Source organism: Roseateles sp. P5_D6 (assembly GCF_054049415.1).
Map to the genome: position 1 here is coordinate 1 of NZ_JBFUMK010000018.1, position 19,665 is coordinate 19,665.

Sequence of the window (19,665 nt, forward strand, 5' to 3'; positions counted from 1 at the left end):
GTCGTGATCCAGGCCTGGGTACAGGACTACAACGAGGTGCGGCCGCATTCGAGCATCGGCCGCATGCCACCCAGGTGCTTCGCACGCCTTCAACGGCAGCAGGCTGTCGAGGAAGGTTCAGCTTCAACCGCCGCACTGGCGATACCCTTGACCCCCAGGGCTCCCTCGCAATGACTGGTACGGCGATTGGGGGCAGGTCACTTCTTATCGCTCGAAATCAGTTGATGGCACCGTCTCGAATTGGGATGTCGAATGGTTTTATCACCTGCCCTTTCCGTTTGAAGCTGTCGAATGGTTTGACATCGGCCTGTCCGAGGAGGGGCCATTCATAGGAAAGCTGCTTCCTAGAGCGAGCATTGACCATCGAAACGAAATCCTGCCAATCTTGGAAAAGATTGGCTTCGACTTCGAGCAGCGTGGCGACGTCGTACGTATCTGGGGTTATTTACCAAGGTCTTACGACGATTTCGCACCTCAATAGCGCGACGACAGGGGCGAGATCGGCAAGAGCCACCCCGTAAAGTAGCGACCCGCCCGACAAGTCACGCGACTTGGGCTTACTAGACAAACGACAGGACACCCCATGGGCGCGCAATGGAAAGCCAAACACAAAGACATCGCCGCCAATGCCAAGGGGCGCCTCTTCGGCAAGTTGTCCAAGGACATCATGATTGCCGCGCGCCACGGCGCTGACCCGAAGGACAACGCGCGGCTGCGGCTGGTGGTGGAGCAGGCGCGCAAGGTGTCCATGCCCAAGGAGACGCTGGACCGCGCCATCAAGAAAGGCGCCGGCCTGACCGGTGAAGTCGTCCACTTCGAGCAGGCCATTTACGAGGGCTTTGCGCCGCATCGCGTGCCGGTGATGGTGGAGGTGCTGACGGACAACGTGAACCGCGCCGCGTCGGACATGCGCGTGCTGTTCCGCAAGGGCCAGCTCGGCACGGCCGGCTCGGTGGGTTGGGACTTCGACCACGTCGGCATGATCGAAGCCGAGCCTGCCACGCCAGGCGCCGACGCCGACACCGCCGCCATCGAAGCCGGCGCGCAGGACCTGCTGCCGCCCGACGAAGAAGGCGTCACCGTCTTCCTGACCGAACCGACCGACCTCGACCTGGTCAGCCGCGCCCTGCCCGAGCAGGGCTTCAAGGTGCTCAGCGCCAAGCTGGGCTACCGCCCCAAGAACCCCATCGACCCGGCGAGCCTGAGCGCTGAGCAGCTGGAGGAAGTGGAGAGCTTTCTCGCTGCGCTGGATGCGAACGACGACGTGCAACACGTGTACGCAGGGCTGGCAGGCTGATTCACCTGGCTCGCCGTGCCAGACGCATGCCGCCCAGACTGACCAACCCGGCAAGCATCAACGCCCAACTGCGGTTTTCCGGCACGGCGTTCACCAGCAGCCCCCGGGCCGACGTCAGGGTGTAGCCGGCTGGCAGCGAATACTCCACGCGCGCGCTGAAGCTCAGAGAAGAGTTCAGACTGGACATCGCGAACTCGAAGCCGCGCTCAAACGGCGTGCCGACCACCGCGGTGAACGAGGCTGAATCGACGCGATGGAGGGTGGGTTGAGTGACGCCGCCACTGAAGGTTGCGGTGCGGCCGAAGGCGAGCACGTCACGTGACGGGTCATTGGCAATCCGATCAGCGACCGCGTTCGCCGAGGCGCTCGGCGTCAGCGAACGTTTGCCGCTGATGAAGGTGTAGCTGGTCAGCACAAAGCCGGAAGCGCTTCGAGCCGTGGTGCCATCGAGGGTGACCGTGACGCCAACCTGCACCGTGGGCGTGGGTCCCGTGATCATGAACTGGTCGAACTGGACGGCATCGATGACGGAGGTCGGCACCGTGGAGGGTGTCGACTTGACGGACAAGTGCATGTCCATCCCATTGACGAAAACATGGGCGCTGCCGCTCGAAGGGCTGCCGTAGTAGTCGGCAAACGAAGCCGTCAGGTCCGCGCCATTCGTCAGCGTGCACGACACGAAGTCGCCGCCCAGCGGCAGCAGGCCGGTACACGTCGAGTGGTCGGAAACGAAGTTGATTTCGCGGGTGACCCCTGGGGCTAGCGGAAGCGCCCAAGTGGCGCTGCTGCAGGCTGTGGCCAGGCAGGCGACGGCCATGAAGCGCCGGGCCGGTGAAAGATCGTTGTGCATTGCAAGCTCCCGTTTGCGCCGCCGGCGGTGCGCAGGCTGCAGTTCGATGATGGAAGGCGCGGCCGCGCCGCACCACCCACGGATGACCCACAGCACTTAGCATGCGGCGATGAACCCATCGCAGCCTGAAGCGGCAGCCGCGCAGCGGTCGAGCGAGTTGCTGGGCGTCATGCGGGCGCTTTCGGCGCAGGCCCCCGGTGCGCTGGACAGCACGGCGGCGCTGGCCCTGCGGGCGCAGACGGATGGACAGGCGGCGCTCGCTGCCGGAGCAGCCGGCCTCGTGGTGCTGGTGGAGCACCTGCAGGCCTGCATCTATCGCCACGCGATGCCCATGCTGGGTGTTCTGACGGCCGTCGGCCCTGACGCGGTCGGCACCGGCATCGAGGGCCTGCTCGCCTGGGCCGGGGCGTCGATTGCCCATGATTACGGTGTGCTGCCCGCATGGCCACCCGCCAACGTGGCGCTGCTGATGGAAAGCGCCCGACAGGCACCCAGCGACGTGTCACTGGCGCTGGCCTGCGCGCTGGGTGAGCTCTGCGAACGCCATGGCGAGGATGCGGAGTTCGAACTGCTGTTCGCGCAGGTCGCAACGGTTGAGAAGCGGCCCGATGCCTCACCCTTCTGGCGCGGCCATTGGGCCATCGTCGCGGCCTGGCATCTGTACGCCTTCGCCAAGGTCGACGAAGCGCGCGAGCGGCTGGTGCTGGCGCAGCAACTGGCAGCCGAACACCATCTACCGGGGTTGGCCGCCGTCGCGGCACTGCAGCGCGCACGCCTGGTGGAGTGCAGCAGCGACCCCACGGCGGCGCTGGCGCTGGCAGCCCAGGCCGCCGCCGCGGGCGATGCAGCCAGCACGCCGCTGTGGTGGGCCGACCAGGCCGATGTGCGCTGCCGCGTGGCCCTGCTTGAGGGCGACTTCCATGCGGCCCTGGGCCACGCGAGGCGTGCCCTGGGCCATTTGCAGATGAGTGGCGCCTGGCCCGGCTACCAGGTCACCTACCTCGTGCAGGAGGGCTATGCACTGATTGGCTGCGGCAATGCCGAGGATGCTGCAGCGCGCTTTCAAGGCTTGGGCGAGATGCAGCTGCCACGCTACCTGGCGGCGCGCCTGCGCTGCCTGGCAGACCTGACCGCACTGATCGCCATCGGCCAGCGCAATGGCTGGGGCGCCCTGCCAAACGCACCCCTGGCCCGCGCCATGCGCACGCTGCGCGAACTGGAGTGGCCCGGCGTGCTGCCGCTGCTGCCGCTGCATATCGGCGAGATCTTCTGCCAGGCCCTGGTTCAGGGCGCCGAGACGGACTGGGTGCGCTCGGCCATCCGCACGCGCCGGCTCGCCGCGCCGGCCGGGGCGCCCGAGGCCTGGCCCTGGTCGGTGAAGGTCCACGCCCTGGGTGGCTTTGAAATGTGCAACGACGCCGGCGCCGTGCGTTCAGCGGAAGGGCGCAAGGCCGCCAGCAAGCCGCTCGAACTGCTGCGCTATCTGGCTTGCCGCGGCACCGAGGCCGCCTCAACCGAGGCCGTGGCCCGCGAGCTGTGGCCCGGTGACGGCCGTGAGGGGCGGCAAAAGGCCTTCGAGGTCACCGTCGCGAGGCTGCGCCGCCTGCTGGCCCACGACGCCGCCTTGCTGGTGCAGGACCATGGCGTGCGCCTGAACGCGGACTGCGTCTGGGTCGACGTGCAGGCCCTGAACGACCGCCTGACTGAGCACGAGCACTCACCTGCTGGCAGCTCTGCCGCCGCCGGGGCCCTGGACGCCGCCCTCAAGCTCTACCGTGGCCCCTGCCTGACGCTCAGCGAGCAGACTTGGGCGCTGGCTGCGGCCGAGCGCTGGCGGGCCCGCCTCGCCGCGGCGCTGCTGCGTGAGGCACGCGACGCAAGCGTCGACGCCACGCAAGCGCGGGAATGGACGCTGCGCGCTGTGTCCGCCGACCCCGGCATCTCAAGCCATGTGGCTGCGCCAGCGACCCATCACTTGTAGAACGCAGCGATCTGGGGGATGAATCTCTCCGGATTGCCGCCGACCAGATTCGTCAAGACGACGACGGCCAAGCCCTCGTCCGGATAAACGATGAAGGCCGCGCGGTTGCCGCCGATGCCGGCGACCTGCCTTTTCGGGCTTGATGCAAGCACCGGCCAGCCGGCCGCCCAGCTGCCTTCAGCACCACTGCTCAGCTTCTCGGGTGTCCACATGCGCTGCGCGCTGGCCGCGCTGATGAACCGGCCACTGGACAGCGCGACGATCCAGTTCGCCAGCTCGGTGGCCGTCGTCTGGATGCCGCCTCCCGCATGGAGGCTGTAGGGCATCTCGTAGACCCAGTGAGACAGGCGATCGGCATCGTCCGGCGCGAGCGTTCTGCGGGGAAAGTGGCTGTAGATCGTTGCAGCGTTCGCCACGAGGTCATAGCTGTCGCCGAACGTCGTCAGCGGCATGTCGGCCAGCGCGAACTGCCGCTCTTTCATGTAGCGCTCGTAGGGCATCTTGGCCTGCTTGACGATGATCTGAGCCAGCAGGCCGTAGTTGGTCTGGTTGTAGGCAAACTTCTCACCGGGCGGCGCTTCCATGGGTTGCTGTTTGACCGCCTTCCACATGGCCGCTTCAGTGCTGCCAGTGACGGGGCCGGGTTGATCGACGATGTCGGGCAGCCCCGAGGTGTGCGCCAGCAACTGCCGCACGCGGATGGGCTGCCAAGCGCTCGGCAGGTCATCGAGATAGCGGGATACCGGCGCCTCAAGATTCACGAGGCCGGCCTCGGCCAACTGCATCAACGCAACGCCTGTGAGCGGCTTGGTGCCGGAGTTGAGCGGGAACAATGTCTTGGCCGTTGCTGGCACACGGTTTTCGACGTTGGCCCAGCCATAGCTTTCGGACAGCACGATCCGGCCGTCCTTGACGACCGCAACCTGCAGCCCCGGTATGCGCCGTTCCTTCATCGTCTGTTGAATCAGGCGGCGCGTCTGATCGTTCGAGGTTTCGATGGCATCAGCGGCGCGGCCGAGGCCAGGCAGTGCCAACAGCAATGCCGCCGTCAGGATGACGAGGGTCTCTCTTCCAAATTTCATAGGCTGTTCAGGACGGAGCGTGGGTGAGTTGAGGTGTCGAACCTTGGCGCAACCCGTCATCGTGCGGCAGCTTCTGACCGATGACGTAAGTCAGAGAGGTTGAGGGGCGGCGCTTGATCCCACGTCACACTGCGCCAGCAACCACTGCTCGAAGGCCTTGACCGCCGGCCGCGACTTGGCCGCCGGGTCGACGATGAGGCGATAGGCCCGCGCCGACGCGATGCCGGCATCAAACGGCGTGACGAGCTGGCCGCTGGCCAGCAGCGCGTCCACCAGCGGCCGCCGGCCCAGCGCCACGCCCTGCCCCGCAATGGCGGCGGCGATGGCCTCGGAATAGCTCGAGAAACTCAAGCGCGCCGCCGGCCGCAGATCGACCAGGCCCCAGGCGCTCAGCCAGGGCTCCCATTCGGCCGGCATGCCGGCGCTGTCGCCGTCCATGGCCAGGTGCAGCAGCGTGTGCCGGGCCAGGTCGGGCGGCTCGCGCAGCGCCAGGCCCAGTTCGCCCACCAGCCGTGGGCTGCAGACCGGCACCATCGATTCGGCGAACAGCTGTTGGCCCTGAGCCGCGCCGACCGGGCTGTAGCGGATGGCGAGGTCAAAGCCCTCGCTGGCCAGGTTGCGGTTGCCCAGGCCGGCATCCAGGCGCACGTCGATGCCCGGGTGGGCACGGGTGAAGCCGGTCAGGCGTGGGATCAGCCACAGCGACGCGAAGCCCGGCGTCGTCGTCAACGCCAGCATCTGGCGCTGGTGCGGCTCACGCACCGCACGCACGGCCACACGCAAGGTGTTCAAGGCCGTCGAGCAGGCGGCGTGCAGGCGCTGGCCATCCTCGGTCAACGCAAGCGCACGGTGGCGGCGCTCGAACAGCGTCACGCCGAGTTCGTCCTCCAGCGCGCGGATCTGCCGGCTCATGGCCGACTGCGTGATGAAGCGCTCTTCGGCAGCCTGGGTGAAGCTCAAATGCCGCGCCGCCGCCTCGAAGGCGGCCAGCAACTGCAGCGGCGGGAGGTGGTCGACGGGCTTTGTTGGCATGCGATGGCGGAATGCGAAGCCTTCCGAATGATCGTTTGTCGGCAAGGTGGCCAAGCGGCACTATCCGCGTCAGACGGCCGCAACGCAAGCATGCCAACCCGGCATGCCAGTCCGCCGGCCCAGGAGCACACCATGCTGATCGACGTCCCCCGCACCCGGCTGTTGCTGCAACGCGGCCAGATCTCGCGCCTGCCCGAGGCCCGCGCCACCCATCTGTGCAGCGCGTCCGGCACGCTGTGGATCACCATCGACCACGATTCGCGCGACATCGTGCTGGAACCCGGCCAGTGCTTTGTCGTGCAGACCGATGAGGCGGTCACCGTCAGCGCGTTGAGCGGCCCGGCGGTGCTGGACCTGAGGCCGGCGGCGACCGGAGCGCGGCAGTGAACACGCTGCTGGCGCCAGCGCCCGTCGCCACCGAGGCACCCGAGCATTGGATGCTGGCCGGCGGGCACCAGGTCCGCCTGCGCCCCATTGCCGCCGCGGATGCCGCTGCCGAGCAGGCCTTCTTCAGCGCGCTGTCGCTGGACTCGCGCCACAAGCGCTTCCATGTCGGCCTGCGCGAACTCAGCCCCGCATTGCTGAAGCTGCTGACCGAAGTTGACCAGAGCCAGCACGTCGCCTGGGTGGTCGAAGCCCAAGCCCCCGGCCATCCCGTCATTGCCGACGCGCGCTATGTGCATGACGAAGACCGCCCCGAGCGCGCCGAGTTCGCGCTGGCCGTCGCTGACGACTGGCAGGGCCGCGGCCTGGGCCGGCGCCTCATCGCCCACCTGACGGCCCATGCGCGCCGCCACGGCGTGCAGCGCCTGCATGGCGACATATTGGCCGACAACCGCCGCATGCTGGCGCTGATGCGTGATCAGGGCGCCCGCTTGACAGCCCATCCAGACGGCGCACAACTGGTGCGCGCGGTGCTCTGCACGAATGATCCGGCGATTGATGCCTGAACTAAGGACACTCAATGACGAACAAATTCAGCAACTTATTGATTTGCATTTGATTTTCGTAATAAATTGAGGACAAAATTCAGGACACGACTCCTGAATCATGTCCGCAGACCTCACCAGCCTCGAACAACTCCTGCGGCCACGCGGCCCTCTGGGGCTGGCGGACATCGCCGCGGCCCTGGGCTGCTCAACCAAGACCGCCCAGCGATTGGTTGCGGCGGCCGGTGTCGCCGTCGTGGCGGCGGGTCAGACCCGGCGTCGGCGCGTCGCTTGGCGACGTGATTTCCGTGGCCAACGCGTTGAGGCCCAGCTCTACCGCATCGCTGCCGATGGCCGTCCTCAGGCCCTGGCCCAATTGCGCCCGATCTGGCCGCAAGGCTGCCATCTCGACACCCTGGCCGCCGCCTGGCCGGCGCCCGACGCCGCACGCGACGGCTGGTACGAGGGCCTGCCCTATCCGCTCTATGACCTGCGGCCGCAGGGTTTCCTGGGCCGCAACTTCGCGCGCCGGCATGCCGCCGGCCTGGGCCTGTCCCCCGACCCACGCAGTTGGGACGACGATGCCCTGCTATTGGCCCTGAGCAGTCTCGGCGACGACCTGCCGGGCGAGTTGCTGGTGGGAGACGCCGTCCTGCGCCGTTTTCTCGATGCCAGGCTGGCGTCGCCGGCGCCGCTGCATGAGGCAGGACTGCCAGCCCGCTACGCCGAACTGGCAGCCCAGGCCATGGAAGGCGCACTGCCCGGCTCATCGGCGGGCGGCGAATTTCCCAAGTTCACGGTGGCACGCGAACTGGCAGGCATGGCGACACCGCATTGCGTCGTCAAGTTCTCGGGCGCCGACGAGTCCGCAACGGTGCAGCGCTGGCGCGACCTGCTGGTCTGCGAGCAGCTTGCAGCGGCGGCCTTGGGGCTGGAGGCGGCGCACACCCGGCTGCTGGCACATGAGGGGCGCCATTTCCTGGAAAGCGAACGCTTCGACCGCATCGGCCCGCACGGGCGGCGAGGGGTCGTCAGCCTCGAAAGCGTCAATGCCGGCCTCGTCGGTGAGGCCACGAACGACTGGACCCGGGTGGCCGCTGCACTGGCCGTCCACGGCCTGCTGAGCACGGCGGATGCCGAGCGGGTCGCCGAGCGCCAGCTCTTCGGCCAACTCATCGCCAACAGCGACATGCATGGCGGCAATCTGTGCTTCTTCCACGACGCCGCGGGTCTGAGCCTGGCGCCCAGCTACGACCAGCTCCCCATGCGCTACGCACCGCTGGCCGGTGGCGAAGTGCTGTCCCCGCCGCTCACACCCATCCTGCCGCTGCCGACGGAGCGGGATCGCTGGCTGCGTGTGCTGCCCCGCGCACGCGGGTTCTGGCAGGCCGCCGCGGCGGATGAGCGCATCAGCCTACCGTTTCGCATGCTGTGCGCCGACAACGCCGCGGCGCTTGAGCAGGCAGCCTCCGTCGCATGAACCGTTTGCTCCTCATCACGCTGCTGCTGGCTCTGGGTGTTGTCGTGTTCAGCCTGGCCGCCGGCGAATGGCTGACCCGCCCGGCCCGCGACTCCATCGGCCCACCACCGCCCGATTTGCGGGCCGAGGCGCTGCGCCTCCCCTACGGCGATAGCCAGCAGGTCAGCGGCTGGTTCCTGCCCGGCCGCCCGGGTGAAGGCGCGGTGCTGTTGCTGCACGGCGTGCGTGGCAACCGGTTGCAGATGCTGGAACGCGCCCGCTGGCTGCAGCGCGAGGGCATTGGCAGCCTGCTGATCGACCTGCCCTCGCATGGCGAAAGCAGCGGTGACCGCATCAGCTTCGGCCGCCGCGAGGCGCTGGGCGTGCAGGCGGCACTGGGCTGGCTGCGCGCCCGCCTGCCGGGCGAAAAGCTGGGCGGCATCGGCGTGTCGCTGGGCGGCGCTTCGCTGTTGTTCGCCGAGCGCCAACCCGAGCTGGATGCGATGGTGCTGGAGTCCGTCTACCCCACCATCACCGATGCCGTGCAAGACCGCCTGGTGGCGCGCCTCGGCCCGGCCGGCGCATGGGCCGCGCCGCTGCTGTTGCTGCAGATCCCGCTGCGGCTCGGTCTCGGTGTGCATGAGCTGCGTCCCATCGAGGCCATCAAGGCTGTTCACGCGCCGCTGCTGGTCGCGTCGGGCACCGCGGATCGCTCGACGCGCTGGGTCGAGACGGAGCAGCTTTTCGCCGCGGCGCCCGAGCCCAAGGCGCTCTGGCCGGTGCCGGGCGCCGGCCACGAAGACCTGCACGACTTTGACGCCTCGGCCTACCGCGGTCGCCTGCTGCCTTGGTTGCAATCACATTTGCGCAAAGCCGGTGGCTGACAAGGCCAAGCCGGCGCCGGCAAGATGCCTGCATGTCTACCATGCCCCCGCTCTCCATCCTTGACCTGGCGCCCGTCGTCGAAGGGGCCACGACGCGTGAAGCCCTGCTGAACAGCCTGGACCTCGTGCGCCTGGCCGACACGCTGGGCTATACGCGCTACTGGGTGGCCGAGCACCACAACATGGAAGGCGTGGCCAGCTCGGCCACTGCGGTGCTGATCGGCCAACTGGCCGCGGCGAGCCAACGCATCCGCGTCGGCGCCGGCGGCATCATGCTGCCCAACCATGCGCCGCTGACCATCGCCGAGCAGTTCGGCACCCTGGCCGAGCTCTTCCCCGGCCGCATCGACCTCGGCCTGGGCCGCGCGCCCGGCACCGACCGGCCGACGATGCGCGCGCTGCGGCGCAGCCTGGAGAGCAGCGGCGAGGACGGTTTCCCCAACGATGTGCTGGAGCTGCAGAGCTACCTCGCGCCACTGGCCGCGCAGGCGCAAGTGCGTGCCGTGCCGGGCCAGGGCACCGAGGTGCCGATCTGGTTGCTGGGCTCCAGCCTGTACTCGGCCCAGCTCGCCGCTCACCTCGGCCTGCCCTTCGCATTCGCGTCGCACTTCGCGCCCGAGATGCTGATGCAGGCGCTGCAGATCTACCGTTCCACCTACAAGCCCAGCGCTCGCCACCCCAAGCCGCATGCGATGGTGGGCCTGAACATCATCGTGGCGCCAACCGACGACGAGGCGCAGTACCTGTTCACGTCGGCTCAGCAGCGCTTCCTGGGCATGGTGCGCGGCCGGCGCGGCAAGCTGCCCGAGCCGGTGCCGAGCATGGATGCGCTGTGGTCACCGGCTGAGCGCATGCAGGTGGAGCGCATGCTGAGTGAATCCATCGTCGGTTCGCCGGAGACCGTGCGCGCCGGGCTGGCGGAAACGAGCGAGCGCACGCAGGCGGATGAATTCATCGTCGCCTGCGCAGTGCATGACCATGCACTGCGCAGGCGTTCGTACGAGCTGCTGGCGCGGCTCTGAGTTGCGCGCGCTGTCCGAGTCACCGTGAATAAGTGCCTCGGCGTCCAGCCAGTCTGGAATTTCATAGGGAAGCTTCGCCTGAAGCGGCCCTTGCCCCATCGACGCCATCCGGGCTTGCGGCACACTGCGCGCATGCCCGCCGCCCAGCCCGCCGCCCCGGCCGAGGTCGCCCCGACGCTGTTCAAGAACGCCAGGGCCTTCGAGGCCTGGCTGAAGAAGAACCACGCGAAGTCCGACGGCCTGTGGCTGATGATCGCCAAGCGCGGCGCGGCCGAGCCCAGCGTCACCTACCCCGAGGCAGTGGAGATCGCGCTGTGCTGGGGCTGGATCGACGGTCAGAAGAAGGGGCTGGACGACCAGCACTTCCTGCAGCGCTTCACGCCGCGGCGTGCGCGCAGCGTCTGGTCCAAGATCAACGTCGAAAAAGTGGCCGCGCTGATCAAGGCGGGCCGCATGCAGCCACCCGGCCAGGCGCAGGTCGAGGCCGCCAAGGCCGACGGCCGTTGGGCCCAGGCCCACGACGGCGCGAAGACGTCCACCGTGCCCGACGACCTGGCGGTAGCGTTGGATGCGAATCCGCCGGCCAAGGCCTTCTTCGCCACCGTCAACGCGAGCAACCGCTACGCCGTGCTCTGGCGCATCCAGACCGCCGTCAAGCCCGAGACGCGTGCCAGGCGCATCGCGCAACTGGTGGACATGCTCGCCCGCGGCGAAACGGTGCATATCTTCAAGCCCAAGCCCAAGCCCGGCTAGGCCATCAGCGCTGCCCCCCACCGGCCAACGCACGGACTTGCAGTTCCGACAGCCGATAGCTGAGACGCAGTGGGTGCGGCAGATCTGAGCCCGATGCGAGCGCATGCAAACCCAGACCTACTACGCCGTCACCGCCCCGCGCCTGACCTTCCAGCCGCTGGCCGACTCGTCCACTGACGTGGAAGTGGCCGTGCTCGGCGGCGGTTTTGCGGGCCTGGCCGCGGCTCGCGGGCTGCAGGAGCGCGGCATCACCAGCGTGGCGGTGCTGGAGGCGCAGACCATCGGCCATGGCGCGTCAGGGCGCAATGGCGGTTTCGTGTTCGGCGGCTACAGCCGCGACGCGGCGGACTTGGTGAGCGACCTGGGCTTGGCAGCGGCGCGTGAGTTCTACGCTCATAGCCGCGAAGCCATCGCACTGATCCGCTCGCGCATCGAGGCCCACGCCATCGACTGCGACCGGCAAGAGGGCGGCGCTCTGCTGCTCAACTGGTTCAGGCACAGCGCACGCGCCGAGCGCCAGTTGCGCGATCAGGCGCGCTGGCTGCGCGAGAACTTCGGCGTCACCTGGGACGAAATCGAGCCTGCCCAGGTCCGGCAGTGGCTGGACACGCAGCGTTATGGCGGCGCTCTGCTGGAGCGCGATGCCTTCCATTTCCATCCGCTCAAGTACGCGTTGGGGCTGGCTCGCGTCATCGAGCATGCCGGTGGCAGGGTGCACGAGCACAGTGCCGTGATGAGCATCGAGCGCCTTGCCACCGGTGGCTTCGTGCTGCGCACCTCACATGACGCCTCGATCCGCGCGGCCCAGGTCGTCGTGGCCGGTGGTGCCCATCTGAAGGCCATGCTGCCAGCCCTGACCGGCGCGCGCCTGCCCATCGCAACCTATGTCATCGCGACCGAACCGTTGCCGCCCAACCTGCGACCGATCCGCACGCCCGCCGCCCTCTACGACAACCGCTTCGCCTTCGACTACTACAGAGCGCTCGCCGATCACCGGCTGCTATGGGGCGGCCGCATCTCCATCCAGGAGCGCGACCCGGCCCGCATTGCGCAGATGCTGCAGGCGGACCTGCTCAAGGTTTATCCGCAGCTCGCCGCGGTGCGCGTCTCGCATGCCTGGGGTGGGCTCATGAGCTATGCCCGGCACAAGATGCCGCAGATCGGCCAGCTGGCGCCGGGCCTGTGGTTCGCTCAGGCCTTTGGCGGCCATGGCGTGGCGCCGACGACGGTGGCCGGCGAATGGCTGGCGAACGCCATCAGCGGCCGCGCGGACCTGCCCGCCGCCTTGCGGCGCTACGGATTGACGCCGGTCTTCGGCCAGGCGGGCCTGCTGGCGGCCCAGGCCACCTACAGCTGGGCCGAGCTTCGCGACGCGCTCAAGGAGAGGCTGCCCGGCTGATCACTTGATGCGCTGCTTCTCGAGCTTGCGCGCCAGCGTGCGCCGGTGCATGCCCAGGCGCCGCGCCGTCTCGCTGATATTGAAGTCGGTCTCGGCCAACACCTCGTGGATACGCTCCCATTCCAGCGTCTTGATGGACGCGGTCTGGCGCTCGGTCACTTCCACGTCGGCATCGCCCTGCTTGCGCGCGAAGGCGGCTTCGATGTCGTCTGTGTTGGCCGGCTTGGCGAGGTAATGGCAGGCCCCGAGCTTGATGGCCTCGACGGCCGTCGCGATGCTGGCATAGCCGGTCAGCACGACGATCAGCACCTCCGGGTCCCAGCCATGCAAGGCCTGTACGCAGGACAGGCCCGAAGCGCCGCCAGCCAGTTTGAGGTCGACGACGGCATGGCCGAGTTCCTCGTCCTCGGGCAGCTCGTCGAGCAGGGCCTTCATGTCGTCCAGGCCGGTGGCTCGCAGGCAACGCCAGCCGCGGCGCTCGAAGGAGCGCGTCAGCGTGTGGGCGAAGCTGTCGTCGTCCTCGACGATGAGCAGCAAGCGGTCTGCGTCAGCGGGCATGAGTGGCGGATTGTCGCGGCAGCAGCGAAGCCAGAGGCAGCGTCAGCACGACCTCTGCGCCACCGCCCTCGCGGTTGCGAGCCTCCAGCCGCCCGCCCAGGGTGCGCGCGACGTTGACCGACAGGAAGAGGCCCATGCCACGGCCCGGCTGGCCCTTGCTGCTCTGGTAGGGCTCGCCGAAATGCTTGAGACGGTCGGCGTCGAAGCCGGGGCCGTTGTCGCGCACGCTCAAGTGCAGCGTGGCTTCGTCCGGGCAGGTGGCGACGAGGGTCAGCGGCATGCCTGGCGCCGCCTCGAGAGCGTTGTCGAGCAGGTTGGCGACGACCTGCTGCAATGCGCTGTCCGAGATGATCTCGACCTCGGGCAGGTCCTTGTTGCGCAGTGCCAGATCCGCGCCTGCGTGGGCGGCCCGCCAGTCCTTGGCCAGGCTGTCGGTGAAGGCCTGCAGCGTCGTCAGCCGCGGTGCCTCGCCGCGCATCTCGCCGGCCGACATCAGGATGCCCGTGACGATGGCCTTGCAGCGCAGGATCTGGCGCTGCATCTCCTCGATCTCCTCGCGCAGCTCGGGCTCGCCCGCAAACGGGGCCATATGGGCCCAGTCGCCCAGGATGACGCTGAGCGTGGCCAGCGGCGTGCCCAGTTCATGTGCGGCGCCACTGGCCAGCAGGCCCATGCGCACGATGTGCACCTCCTCGGCCGCGCGCTGCTGCAGCTCGGCCAGCTCGGCGTCGCGTTGGCGCAGGTTGCGGTTGATGCGCACGATGAAGACGCTGAGCAGGCCGACATTGAGCACGAAGCACAGCAGCAGGCCGCCCAGGTAGTTGGGCGACAGCGTCGTCGGCGAGGACGCGTCCAGCAGCAACGGCCGGTGCCATTGCGTCAGAAGGACGAAGCCCGACACCGCGCTCAGCATGACGGCCATCAGATAGGCCGGCCGCAGCAGCACCGAGGCCACGGCGACCTGCAGCAGATACAGGTAGATGAAAGGGTTGTCGCTGCCGCCGGCCAGATAGAGCTGGCCGGTCAGCACGCCAACGTCGACCAGCAGCGCGATGCAGAGCTCGATCTGGGACACCGGCTGCGTGAGCTTGTTGCGCCAGATGCTGAAGAGGTTGAAGACAACGAGGATGCCGAGCAGGCTCAGCATCTCGGCCCAGGGCAGCGTGATCGCCAGGCCGACATGCACGACGAGCACGGTGGCGAGCTGGCCGACGACGGCCAGCCAGCGCAGCTCGATGAGCTGGCGCAGGTTGGCGCGGCCAGCGCGACGCTCGGGCGCGACGATGACTGGCTCAGCAGGTTCGGCGGTGGGGAGCAGCGGCGTGGGGTTCAAGGCAGGGAGCGGCGGCGCTCTTCGCGGAGCAGATAGATGGCGGCAGCCGCAGACATGGCCGCGAGCGCCAGCCAGGTGATGGCGTAGACGGCGTGATTGTTGGCGAAGCGGATCACCGTCAGGCCGGGGCGCGGATAACGCAGCGGCTGGGCGGGATCGGCGGACTCGTCGACAAAGAAAGGAGCGACGGGGCCCGTCAGGCCAAGTTCGGTCGCAATGCCAGCAACATCGCGCGAGTACCAGCGCCCTTCTGCAGGCACGTTCTTGCGCAGCGGGCCGCCGCCGGTTTCGGTCAGGCGCAGCAAGCCCGTCAGCTCGACGGGGCCGGCAGGCGCGGAATGCTGTTCGGGCGCGCGCTGCTCGGGCGGCACAAAACCGCGGTTGACGAGGACAGTGGTGCCGTCATCCAGCCGCAGTGGTGCCAGCACCCAGTGGCCGCCACCGAGTTCGGTCGTGGCCTGCACCAGCACCTCGCGCGGCTCGAAGCGGCCGCGCAGACGCAGAGGGCGGTATTCGTCGGCTTTCGATACTGGCGCGGAAGCGCCCGGCGGCACCACCGGCTCGGCGTGAACCTGCCGTTCGACGCGAGCGATCAGATCCTCTTTCCAGCCCAGGCGCTGGACCTGCCAGGCCGCCAGCGCGAGAAAGCCCAGGCTGGCCAGCGCCGCAGCAACGATCAACGCCATGCGCGCCGCGCGATTCATGACGCCCTCTCGGCACGCGTAGTGCCTGTTGCGGGCCGAGCGCCGGGCCGCTCCCTAGCCGGCCCGCACTGACGATGTGCTTGCGGCTCGATGCCGCAAGCATCGCCGTCCCCTCGGGGGCTGAGGCCGGACATGGCGAGTCCTGAGGACTCGCCATGCCTGCCGAAGCGCTGCGGGCTCTGGCCGCAGCGCGGTCCCGACCGGACACGTCCGCGTTCAGCGGGGCGAGGCTGGGCGAGGGGCTTCACACCCTAGGGCATGTTGCGCATCGCGGCGGGATCGGGCGTCGGCATCATGTTGGCGTTCATGTGATACATGACCCAGACCGAGCCGGACAGCATGATGACGACCAAGGCGCCGGTGAACAGCAGCGCCAGCATGGACCAGCCCTGCTCGACTTTGGCGTTCATGTGCAGGAAATAGATCATGTGCACGACCATCTGCACGGCCGCGAAGCCGAGGATGACCAGACCCGTGAGTTTGGGTGTGGGCAGCACCTTGCCCATGACCAGCCAGAAGGGAATCGCCGTCAGGATGACCGACAGGACGAAGCCGACGGCATAGCCCTTGAAGCTGACGTGGAAGTCGCCGTCGTCATGGTGGTCGTCGTGGTGAGCGTGGTCGGCCATCACAGCACTCCCATCAGGTAGACGAAGGTGAAGACGCCGATCCAGACGACGTCCAGAAAGTGCCAGAACATCGACAGGCACATCAGGCGGCGGCGGTTGGCGGGCGTCAGGCCGAGCTTTTGCACCTGGATCATCAGCGTGACCAGCCAGATGCAGCCGAAGGTGACGTGCAGGCCGTGGGTGCCGACCAGCGTGAAGAAGCTGGACAGGAAAGCGCTGCGGCCCGGGCCGGCGCCCTCGTGGATGAGGTGGTGGAACTCGAACAGCTCGATGCCCAGGAACCCCAGGCCGAACAGGCCGGTGATGGCCAGCCAGGCCAGCATCTGGTTCTTGCGCTTGGCCTGCATCGCGATCATCGCGAAGCCATAGGTGATGGACGAGAACAGCAGCAGGCCCGTGTTGACGGCCACCAGCGGCAGGTCGAACAGGTCGGCGCCCGATGGGCCGGCCGCGTAGTTGCGGCCCAGCACGGCATACACGGCGAACAGCACCGCGAAGATGAGGCAGTCGCTCATCAGGTAGAGCCAGAAGCCCAGCATGGTGCTGGGCTGCGGATGGTGGTCGCCGGCGTCGTAGAAGACGGGCGCGGCGCCGTTGACGTGAGAGGTCGCAGTTGCAGTCATGTCAGCTGTCTCCCGGTCAGGCAGCGGAAGCAAGCGCGCGGCTGCGCTCGTCCTCGGTGCGGGTCACCGCATCGGCCGGGATGTGGAAGTCGCGGTCGTAGTTGAAGGTGTGGACGATGGACGCGATGACGGTGGCCGCAAAGCTCGCCGCCGCGATCCAGTACATATGCCAGATCAGCGCGAAGCCCATGGCCGTGGCCAGCATGGCGATGATGAATCCGGCGCCGGTGTTCCTGGGCATGTGGATGGCCACGAAGCCTTGGCGAGGGCGCTCGGCATTGCGCTGCTTCATGTCGTGCCAGGCGTCCATCTCATGGGCGATGGGCGTGAAGGCGAAGTTGTAGTCCGGCGGCGGCGAAGACGTGGACCATTCCAGCGTGCGGCCACCCCAGATGTCGCCCGTGGTGTCGGCCAGTTCCTTGCGGCGCCAGACGCTGACGGCGATCTGGATCAGGAAGGCAGCGATGCCCAGCGCCACGACGCCAGCACCAAGAGCGGCGACGACGAAGTAAGGCTGCAACGTCAGGTCGTCGAAGTGGCTGACGCGGCGCGTGATGCCCATCAGGCCCAGCACATAAAGCGGCGTGAACGCCATCCAGAAGCCGATGAACCAGCACCAGAACGAGACCTTGCCCCAGAAGGCATCCAGGCGGAAGCCGAAGGCCTTGGGGAACCAGTAGTTGATGCCAGCGAAGGCGCCGAACACCACGCCGCCGATGATGACGTTGTGGAAGTGGGCGATCAGGAACAGGCTGTTGTGCAGCACGAAGTCGGCCGCCGGCACGGCGAGCAGCACGCCGGTCATGCCGCCGATGGTGAAGGTGATCATGAAGCCCACCGTCCACAGCATCGGCACCTCGAACTTGATGCGGCCGCGGTACATCGTGAACAGCCAGTTGAAGATCTTGGCGCCCGTCGGGATCGAGATGATCATCGTCGTGATGCCGAAGAAGCTGTTCACGCTGGCGCCCGAGCCCATCGTGAAGAAGTGGTGCAGCCAGACGAGATAGGACAGGATGGTGATGACGACCGTGGCATAGACCATGGACGCGTAGCCGAACAGCTTCTTGCGGCTGAAGGTGGACACGACCTCCGAGAAGATGCCGAACACCGGCAGCACCAGGATGTAGACCTCGGGGTGGCCCCAGATCCAGATCAGGTTCACGTAGAGCATGGCGTTGCCGCCAAGGTCGTTGGTGAAGAAGTTGGTGCCGAGATAACGGTCGGCCGTCAGCAGGGCCAGCGTGGCGGCCAGCACCGGGAAGGTCGCGACGATCAGCACGTTGGTGCACAGCGAGGTCCATGTGAAGACGGGCATCTTCATCATGGTCATGCCCGGCGCGCGCATCTTGATGATGGTAGCGATCAGGTTGATGCCCGAGAGCGTCGTGCCCACCCCCGCGATCTGCAGTGACCACAGGTAGTAGTCCACCCCCACGTCGGGGCTGGCCAGGATGCCCGACAGCGGCGGATAGGCCAGCCAGCCGGTCTTGGCGAACTCGCCGATGAACAGCGAGATCATGACCAGCACAGCGCCACCGGCCGTCATCCAAAAGCTGAAGTTGTTCAGGAAGGGGAAGGCCACGTCGCGCGCGCCGATCTGCAGCGGCACGACATAGTTCATGAACCCGGTCACGAAGGGCATCGCGACGAAGAAGATCATGATGACGCCGTGGGCCGTGAAGACCTGGTCGTAGTGGTGCGGCGGCAGGAAGCCGGCGTTGTCGGCAAAGGCCATGGCCTGGTGGGCCCGCATCATCAGCGCGTCAGCGAAGCCGCGCAGCAGCATCACCACGCCGAGGATGATGTACATGATGCCGATCTTCTTGTGGTCGATGCTGGTGATCCAGTCGGTCCACAGATGGCCCCAGAGGCGGAACTTGGTGATCAGCGCGAACACCAGCGCGCCGCCCAGCACCACGGCAATGAAGGTGGCGATGAGGATGGGCTCGTGCAGCGGCAGCGAGTCCCAGCCCAGGCGGCCGAGGATGGGGTGGAGCTGGTCAGCAGCCTGGTGCTGGGCAACGACGGGATTGGACATCGGTCGGTCTCAGTTCTTCTGCGCGACAGCCGAGGCGTCGGCGATCTCGATGGGCAGGCCCAGCGGATTGGTCGGCGTGCACAACGCGGCCACGACGGTGCGCTCGCGCTTGTTGCCCTCGGCATCGCGCCATGGGCTGCGGATGGTGCTGGCCACGCCGCCCTTGCCGGCACCGCCGGCCGCGTCGATGGCCATCATCTGGCTGGCGCACATCTTCTTGCCGTCGACGCAGCGGTCGACGATGGCGCTCCAAAGGCCGGGCTCGACACTGGCGAAGCGGCGAATGGGTTCCTTGGTGCTGGGCTGCTCGAGCTTGAGGTAGTCGGCACGGGTCAGCGTGTTGCCGCCGGCCTTGTTGCCGTCGACCCAGCGCGCGAACTCTTCGTCCGTCAGGCCGTGGAACTTGAAGCGCATGTCCGAGAAGCCGGCACCGCTGTACTGGGCCGACAGGCCGTCATAGACGCCGGCCTTGTTGATGACGGCGTGCAGTTGGGTCTCCATGCCCGGCATCGCGTAGATCATGCCGGCCAGGGCGGGCACGTAGAAGGTGTTCATCACCGAGGTCGACGTGAAGCGGAAGTGGATGGGGCGGTCCACCGGCGCGGCCAGTTCGTTGACGGTCGCGATGCCCTGCTCGGGGTAGATGAACAGCCACTTCCAGTCCATGGACACCGCATAGACCTCCAGCGGCTTCACGTCGGCGGCGACGGGCCTGCCCTCGGCGATGCGGTCCAGCGGGCGGAAGGGGTCGAGCTTGTGGGTGCTGATCCAGGTGATGGCGCCCAACGCGATGATGATCAGCAGCGGCGCGCCCCAGATGACGAGTTCCAGGCGCGTGGAATGGTCCCAGTCCGGCGCGTACGTCGCCTCCTCATTGGACTGGCGGTAACGGTATGCAAAGAGCAGCGTCAACGCGATCACCGGGACGATGATCAGCAGCATCAGCAGCGTGGATGTGACGATGAGCTGGGCCTGCTGTTGCGCGATGTCGCCATGCGGCTTCATCACGATCCAATCGCAGCCAGACAAAGCGAAGCTGGCTGACAAGACCAGGGCGCTGTTGAGGAGAGACTTGTTGGGGTACATCCT

General features: G+C 67.5%; 20 protein-coding genes and 1 pseudogene. 11 read left to right on the top strand and 10 right to left on the bottom strand.

The annotated features are described in order from the left end of the window. The 3 genes and pseudogenes from ACXJKM_RS21525 to ACXJKM_RS21535 all read left to right on the top strand — a co-directional run. The coding region (locus ACXJKM_RS21525; RefSeq protein WP_457355165.1) for an integrase core domain-containing protein at nucleotides 1–174 on the top strand (174 nt) is incomplete at its 5' end. An 85-nt stretch (nucleotides 175–259) separates the two neighbouring features. Next, nucleotides 260–481, top strand: a pseudogene (locus tag ACXJKM_RS21530) (DUF6678 family protein); the annotation flags it as partial. A 102-nt stretch (nucleotides 482–583) separates the two neighbouring features. Further along, on the top strand, nucleotides 584–1,297 hold the full coding sequence (locus tag ACXJKM_RS21535; protein ID WP_457355054.1) for a YebC/PmpR family DNA-binding transcriptional regulator: 714 nt from the start codon (nucleotides 584–586) through the stop codon (nucleotides 1,295–1,297). A 1-nt stretch (nucleotide 1,298) separates the two neighbouring features. On the opposite strand, the gene ACXJKM_RS21540 is transcribed toward ACXJKM_RS21535, so the two are convergent. Next, nucleotides 1,299–2,243, bottom strand: coding sequence for a hypothetical protein (locus ACXJKM_RS21540; RefSeq protein WP_457355056.1), 945 nt, complete (start codon nucleotides 2,241–2,243; stop codon nucleotides 1,299–1,301). Between the two features lie 13 nt (nucleotides 2,244–2,256). On the opposite strand from ACXJKM_RS21540, the gene ACXJKM_RS21545 reads away from it, so the two are divergent. Next, complete coding sequence (locus tag ACXJKM_RS21545) at nucleotides 2,257–4,128, top strand: AfsR/SARP family transcriptional regulator (RefSeq protein ID WP_457355058.1); 1,872 nt, start codon at nucleotides 2,257–2,259, stop codon at nucleotides 4,126–4,128. Here ACXJKM_RS21545 and ACXJKM_RS21550 read toward each other — a convergent pair. Both ACXJKM_RS21550 and gcvA read right to left on the bottom strand, forming a co-directional pair. Further along, nucleotides 4,119–5,270 carry a serine hydrolase domain-containing protein gene (locus tag ACXJKM_RS21550; RefSeq protein WP_457355060.1) on the bottom strand — a complete coding sequence of 384 codons (1,152 nt, stop codon included), beginning with the start codon at nucleotides 5,268–5,270 and terminating at the stop codon, nucleotides 4,119–4,121. The two genes, ACXJKM_RS21545 and ACXJKM_RS21550, sit on opposite strands and share 10 nt — an antisense overlap. A gap of 30 nt (nucleotides 5,271–5,300) precedes the next feature. Then, nucleotides 5,301–6,242 (bottom strand): transcriptional regulator GcvA, encoded by a 942-nt coding sequence (gene gcvA, locus ACXJKM_RS21555; protein WP_457355062.1) that lies wholly within the window; start codon nucleotides 6,240–6,242, stop codon nucleotides 5,301–5,303. A 132-nt stretch (nucleotides 6,243–6,374) separates the two neighbouring features. Here gcvA and ACXJKM_RS21560 point away from each other — a divergent pair, with 132 nt between their 5' ends. From ACXJKM_RS21560 to ACXJKM_RS21590, 7 genes are all read left to right on the top strand, one after another. After that, complete coding sequence (locus ACXJKM_RS21560) at nucleotides 6,375–6,629, top strand: DUF2917 domain-containing protein (protein ID WP_056196450.1); 255 nt, start codon at nucleotides 6,375–6,377, stop codon at nucleotides 6,627–6,629. Beyond that, the gene (locus tag ACXJKM_RS21565; RefSeq protein WP_457355064.1) at nucleotides 6,626–7,192 is read left to right on the top strand and encodes an N-acetyltransferase family protein; all 567 of its coding nucleotides are present in this window, start codon (nucleotides 6,626–6,628) and stop codon (nucleotides 7,190–7,192) included. The genes ACXJKM_RS21560 and ACXJKM_RS21565 overlap by 4 nt, the downstream gene beginning before the upstream one ends. 100 nt (nucleotides 7,193–7,292) lie before the next feature. Then, on the top strand, nucleotides 7,293–8,651 hold the full coding sequence (gene yjjJ, locus ACXJKM_RS21570) for a type II toxin-antitoxin system HipA family toxin YjjJ (protein WP_457355066.1): 1,359 nt from the start codon (nucleotides 7,293–7,295) through the stop codon (nucleotides 8,649–8,651). After that, entirely contained in the window at nucleotides 8,648–9,514 is an 867-nt protein-coding gene (locus tag ACXJKM_RS21575) for an alpha/beta hydrolase (RefSeq protein WP_457355068.1), read from the top strand. Before yjjJ ends, ACXJKM_RS21575 begins: the two co-directional genes overlap by 4 nt. A gap of 41 nt (nucleotides 9,515–9,555) precedes the next feature. Continuing rightward, nucleotides 9,556–10,536: an LLM class flavin-dependent oxidoreductase gene (locus tag ACXJKM_RS21580; protein WP_056197227.1), complete on the top strand. Its 981-nt coding sequence runs from the start codon at nucleotides 9,556–9,558 to the stop codon at nucleotides 10,534–10,536. 132 nt (nucleotides 10,537–10,668) lie between these two features. Next, nucleotides 10,669–11,289: a YdeI/OmpD-associated family protein gene (locus ACXJKM_RS21585; RefSeq protein WP_457355070.1), complete on the top strand. Its 621-nt coding sequence runs from the start codon at nucleotides 10,669–10,671 to the stop codon at nucleotides 11,287–11,289. 103 nt (nucleotides 11,290–11,392) lie between these two features. Continuing rightward, complete coding sequence (locus ACXJKM_RS21590) at nucleotides 11,393–12,688, top strand: NAD(P)/FAD-dependent oxidoreductase (protein ID WP_457355072.1); 1,296 nt, start codon at nucleotides 11,393–11,395, stop codon at nucleotides 12,686–12,688. Here the strand turns inward: ACXJKM_RS21590 and ACXJKM_RS21595 are convergent, their stop codons facing one another. The 7 genes from ACXJKM_RS21595 to cyoA all read right to left on the bottom strand — a co-directional run bounded on the left by ACXJKM_RS21595 (nucleotide 12,689) and on the right by cyoA (nucleotide 19,662). Continuing rightward, entirely contained in the window at nucleotides 12,689–13,246 is a 558-nt protein-coding gene (locus tag ACXJKM_RS21595) for a response regulator transcription factor (RefSeq protein ID WP_457355074.1), read from the bottom strand. Then, nucleotides 13,236–14,579, bottom strand: a complete 1,344-nt coding sequence (locus tag ACXJKM_RS21600) for an ATP-binding protein (protein ID WP_457355076.1) — start codon at nucleotides 14,577–14,579, stop codon at nucleotides 13,236–13,238. Before ACXJKM_RS21600 ends, ACXJKM_RS21595 begins: the two co-directional genes overlap by 11 nt. Beyond that, nucleotides 14,576–15,283, bottom strand: a complete 708-nt coding sequence (locus ACXJKM_RS21605; protein WP_457355078.1) for an SURF1 family protein — start codon at nucleotides 15,281–15,283, stop codon at nucleotides 14,576–14,578. The genes ACXJKM_RS21600 and ACXJKM_RS21605 overlap by 4 nt, the downstream gene beginning before the upstream one ends. Before the next feature lie 251 nt (nucleotides 15,284–15,534). Next, nucleotides 15,535–15,912, bottom strand: a complete 378-nt coding sequence (gene cyoD, locus ACXJKM_RS21610; protein ID WP_457355080.1) for a cytochrome o ubiquinol oxidase subunit IV — start codon at nucleotides 15,910–15,912, stop codon at nucleotides 15,535–15,537. Further along, on the bottom strand, nucleotides 15,912–16,535 hold the full coding sequence (gene cyoC, locus ACXJKM_RS21615) for a cytochrome o ubiquinol oxidase subunit III (protein WP_457355082.1): 624 nt from the start codon (nucleotides 16,533–16,535) through the stop codon (nucleotides 15,912–15,914). The genes cyoD and cyoC overlap by 1 nt, the downstream gene beginning before the upstream one ends. Before the next feature lie 16 nt (nucleotides 16,536–16,551). Then, complete coding sequence (cyoB, locus tag ACXJKM_RS21620) at nucleotides 16,552–18,576, bottom strand: cytochrome o ubiquinol oxidase subunit I (RefSeq protein ID WP_457355084.1); 2,025 nt, start codon at nucleotides 18,574–18,576, stop codon at nucleotides 16,552–16,554. A 9-nt stretch (nucleotides 18,577–18,585) separates the two neighbouring features. Next, complete coding sequence (cyoA, locus tag ACXJKM_RS21625) at nucleotides 18,586–19,662, bottom strand: ubiquinol oxidase subunit II (protein ID WP_457355085.1); 1,077 nt, start codon at nucleotides 19,660–19,662, stop codon at nucleotides 18,586–18,588. Nucleotides 19,663–19,665: the final 3 nt, after the last annotated feature.

What these genes read in the sequence shown, in the direction of transcription:
- ACXJKM_RS21535 (WP_457355054.1), top strand. Translation starts at nt 584, where the DNA reads ATGGGCGCGCAATGGAAAGCCAAACACAAAGACATCGCCGCCAATGCC.
- ACXJKM_RS21545 (WP_457355058.1), top strand. Translation starts at nt 2,257, where the DNA reads ATGAACCCATCGCAGCCTGAAGCGGCAGCCGCGCAGCGGTCGAGCGAG.
- ACXJKM_RS21550 (WP_457355060.1), bottom strand. Translation starts at nt 5,270, where the DNA reads ATGACGGGTTGCGCCAAGGTTCGACACCTCAACTCACCCACGCTCCGT.
- gcvA (WP_457355062.1), bottom strand. Translation starts at nt 6,242, where the DNA reads ATGCCAACAAAGCCCGTCGACCACCTCCCGCCGCTGCAGTTGCTGGCC.
- ACXJKM_RS21560 (WP_056196450.1), top strand. Translation starts at nt 6,375, where the DNA reads ATGCTGATCGACGTCCCCCGCACCCGGCTGTTGCTGCAACGCGGCCAG.
- yjjJ (WP_457355066.1), top strand. Translation starts at nt 7,293, where the DNA reads ATGTCCGCAGACCTCACCAGCCTCGAACAACTCCTGCGGCCACGCGGC.
- ACXJKM_RS21575 (WP_457355068.1), top strand. Translation starts at nt 8,648, where the DNA reads ATGAACCGTTTGCTCCTCATCACGCTGCTGCTGGCTCTGGGTGTTGTC.
- ACXJKM_RS21580 (WP_056197227.1), top strand. Translation starts at nt 9,556, where the DNA reads ATGCCCCCGCTCTCCATCCTTGACCTGGCGCCCGTCGTCGAAGGGGCC.
- ACXJKM_RS21585 (WP_457355070.1), top strand. Translation starts at nt 10,669, where the DNA reads ATGCCCGCCGCCCAGCCCGCCGCCCCGGCCGAGGTCGCCCCGACGCTG.
- ACXJKM_RS21590 (WP_457355072.1), top strand. Translation starts at nt 11,393, where the DNA reads ATGCAAACCCAGACCTACTACGCCGTCACCGCCCCGCGCCTGACCTTC.
- ACXJKM_RS21595 (WP_457355074.1), bottom strand. Translation starts at nt 13,246, where the DNA reads ATGCCCGCTGACGCAGACCGCTTGCTGCTCATCGTCGAGGACGACGAC.
- ACXJKM_RS21605 (WP_457355078.1), bottom strand. Translation starts at nt 15,283, where the DNA reads ATGAATCGCGCGGCGCGCATGGCGTTGATCGTTGCTGCGGCGCTGGCC.
- cyoD (WP_457355080.1), bottom strand. Translation starts at nt 15,912, where the DNA reads ATGGCCGACCACGCTCACCACGACGACCACCATGACGACGGCGACTTC.
- cyoC (WP_457355082.1), bottom strand. Translation starts at nt 16,535, where the DNA reads ATGACTGCAACTGCGACCTCTCACGTCAACGGCGCCGCGCCCGTCTTC.
- cyoB (WP_457355084.1), bottom strand. Translation starts at nt 18,576, where the DNA reads ATGTCCAATCCCGTCGTTGCCCAGCACCAGGCTGCTGACCAGCTCCAC.
- cyoA (WP_457355085.1), bottom strand. Translation starts at nt 19,662, where the DNA reads ATGTACCCCAACAAGTCTCTCCTCAACAGCGCCCTGGTCTTGTCAGCC.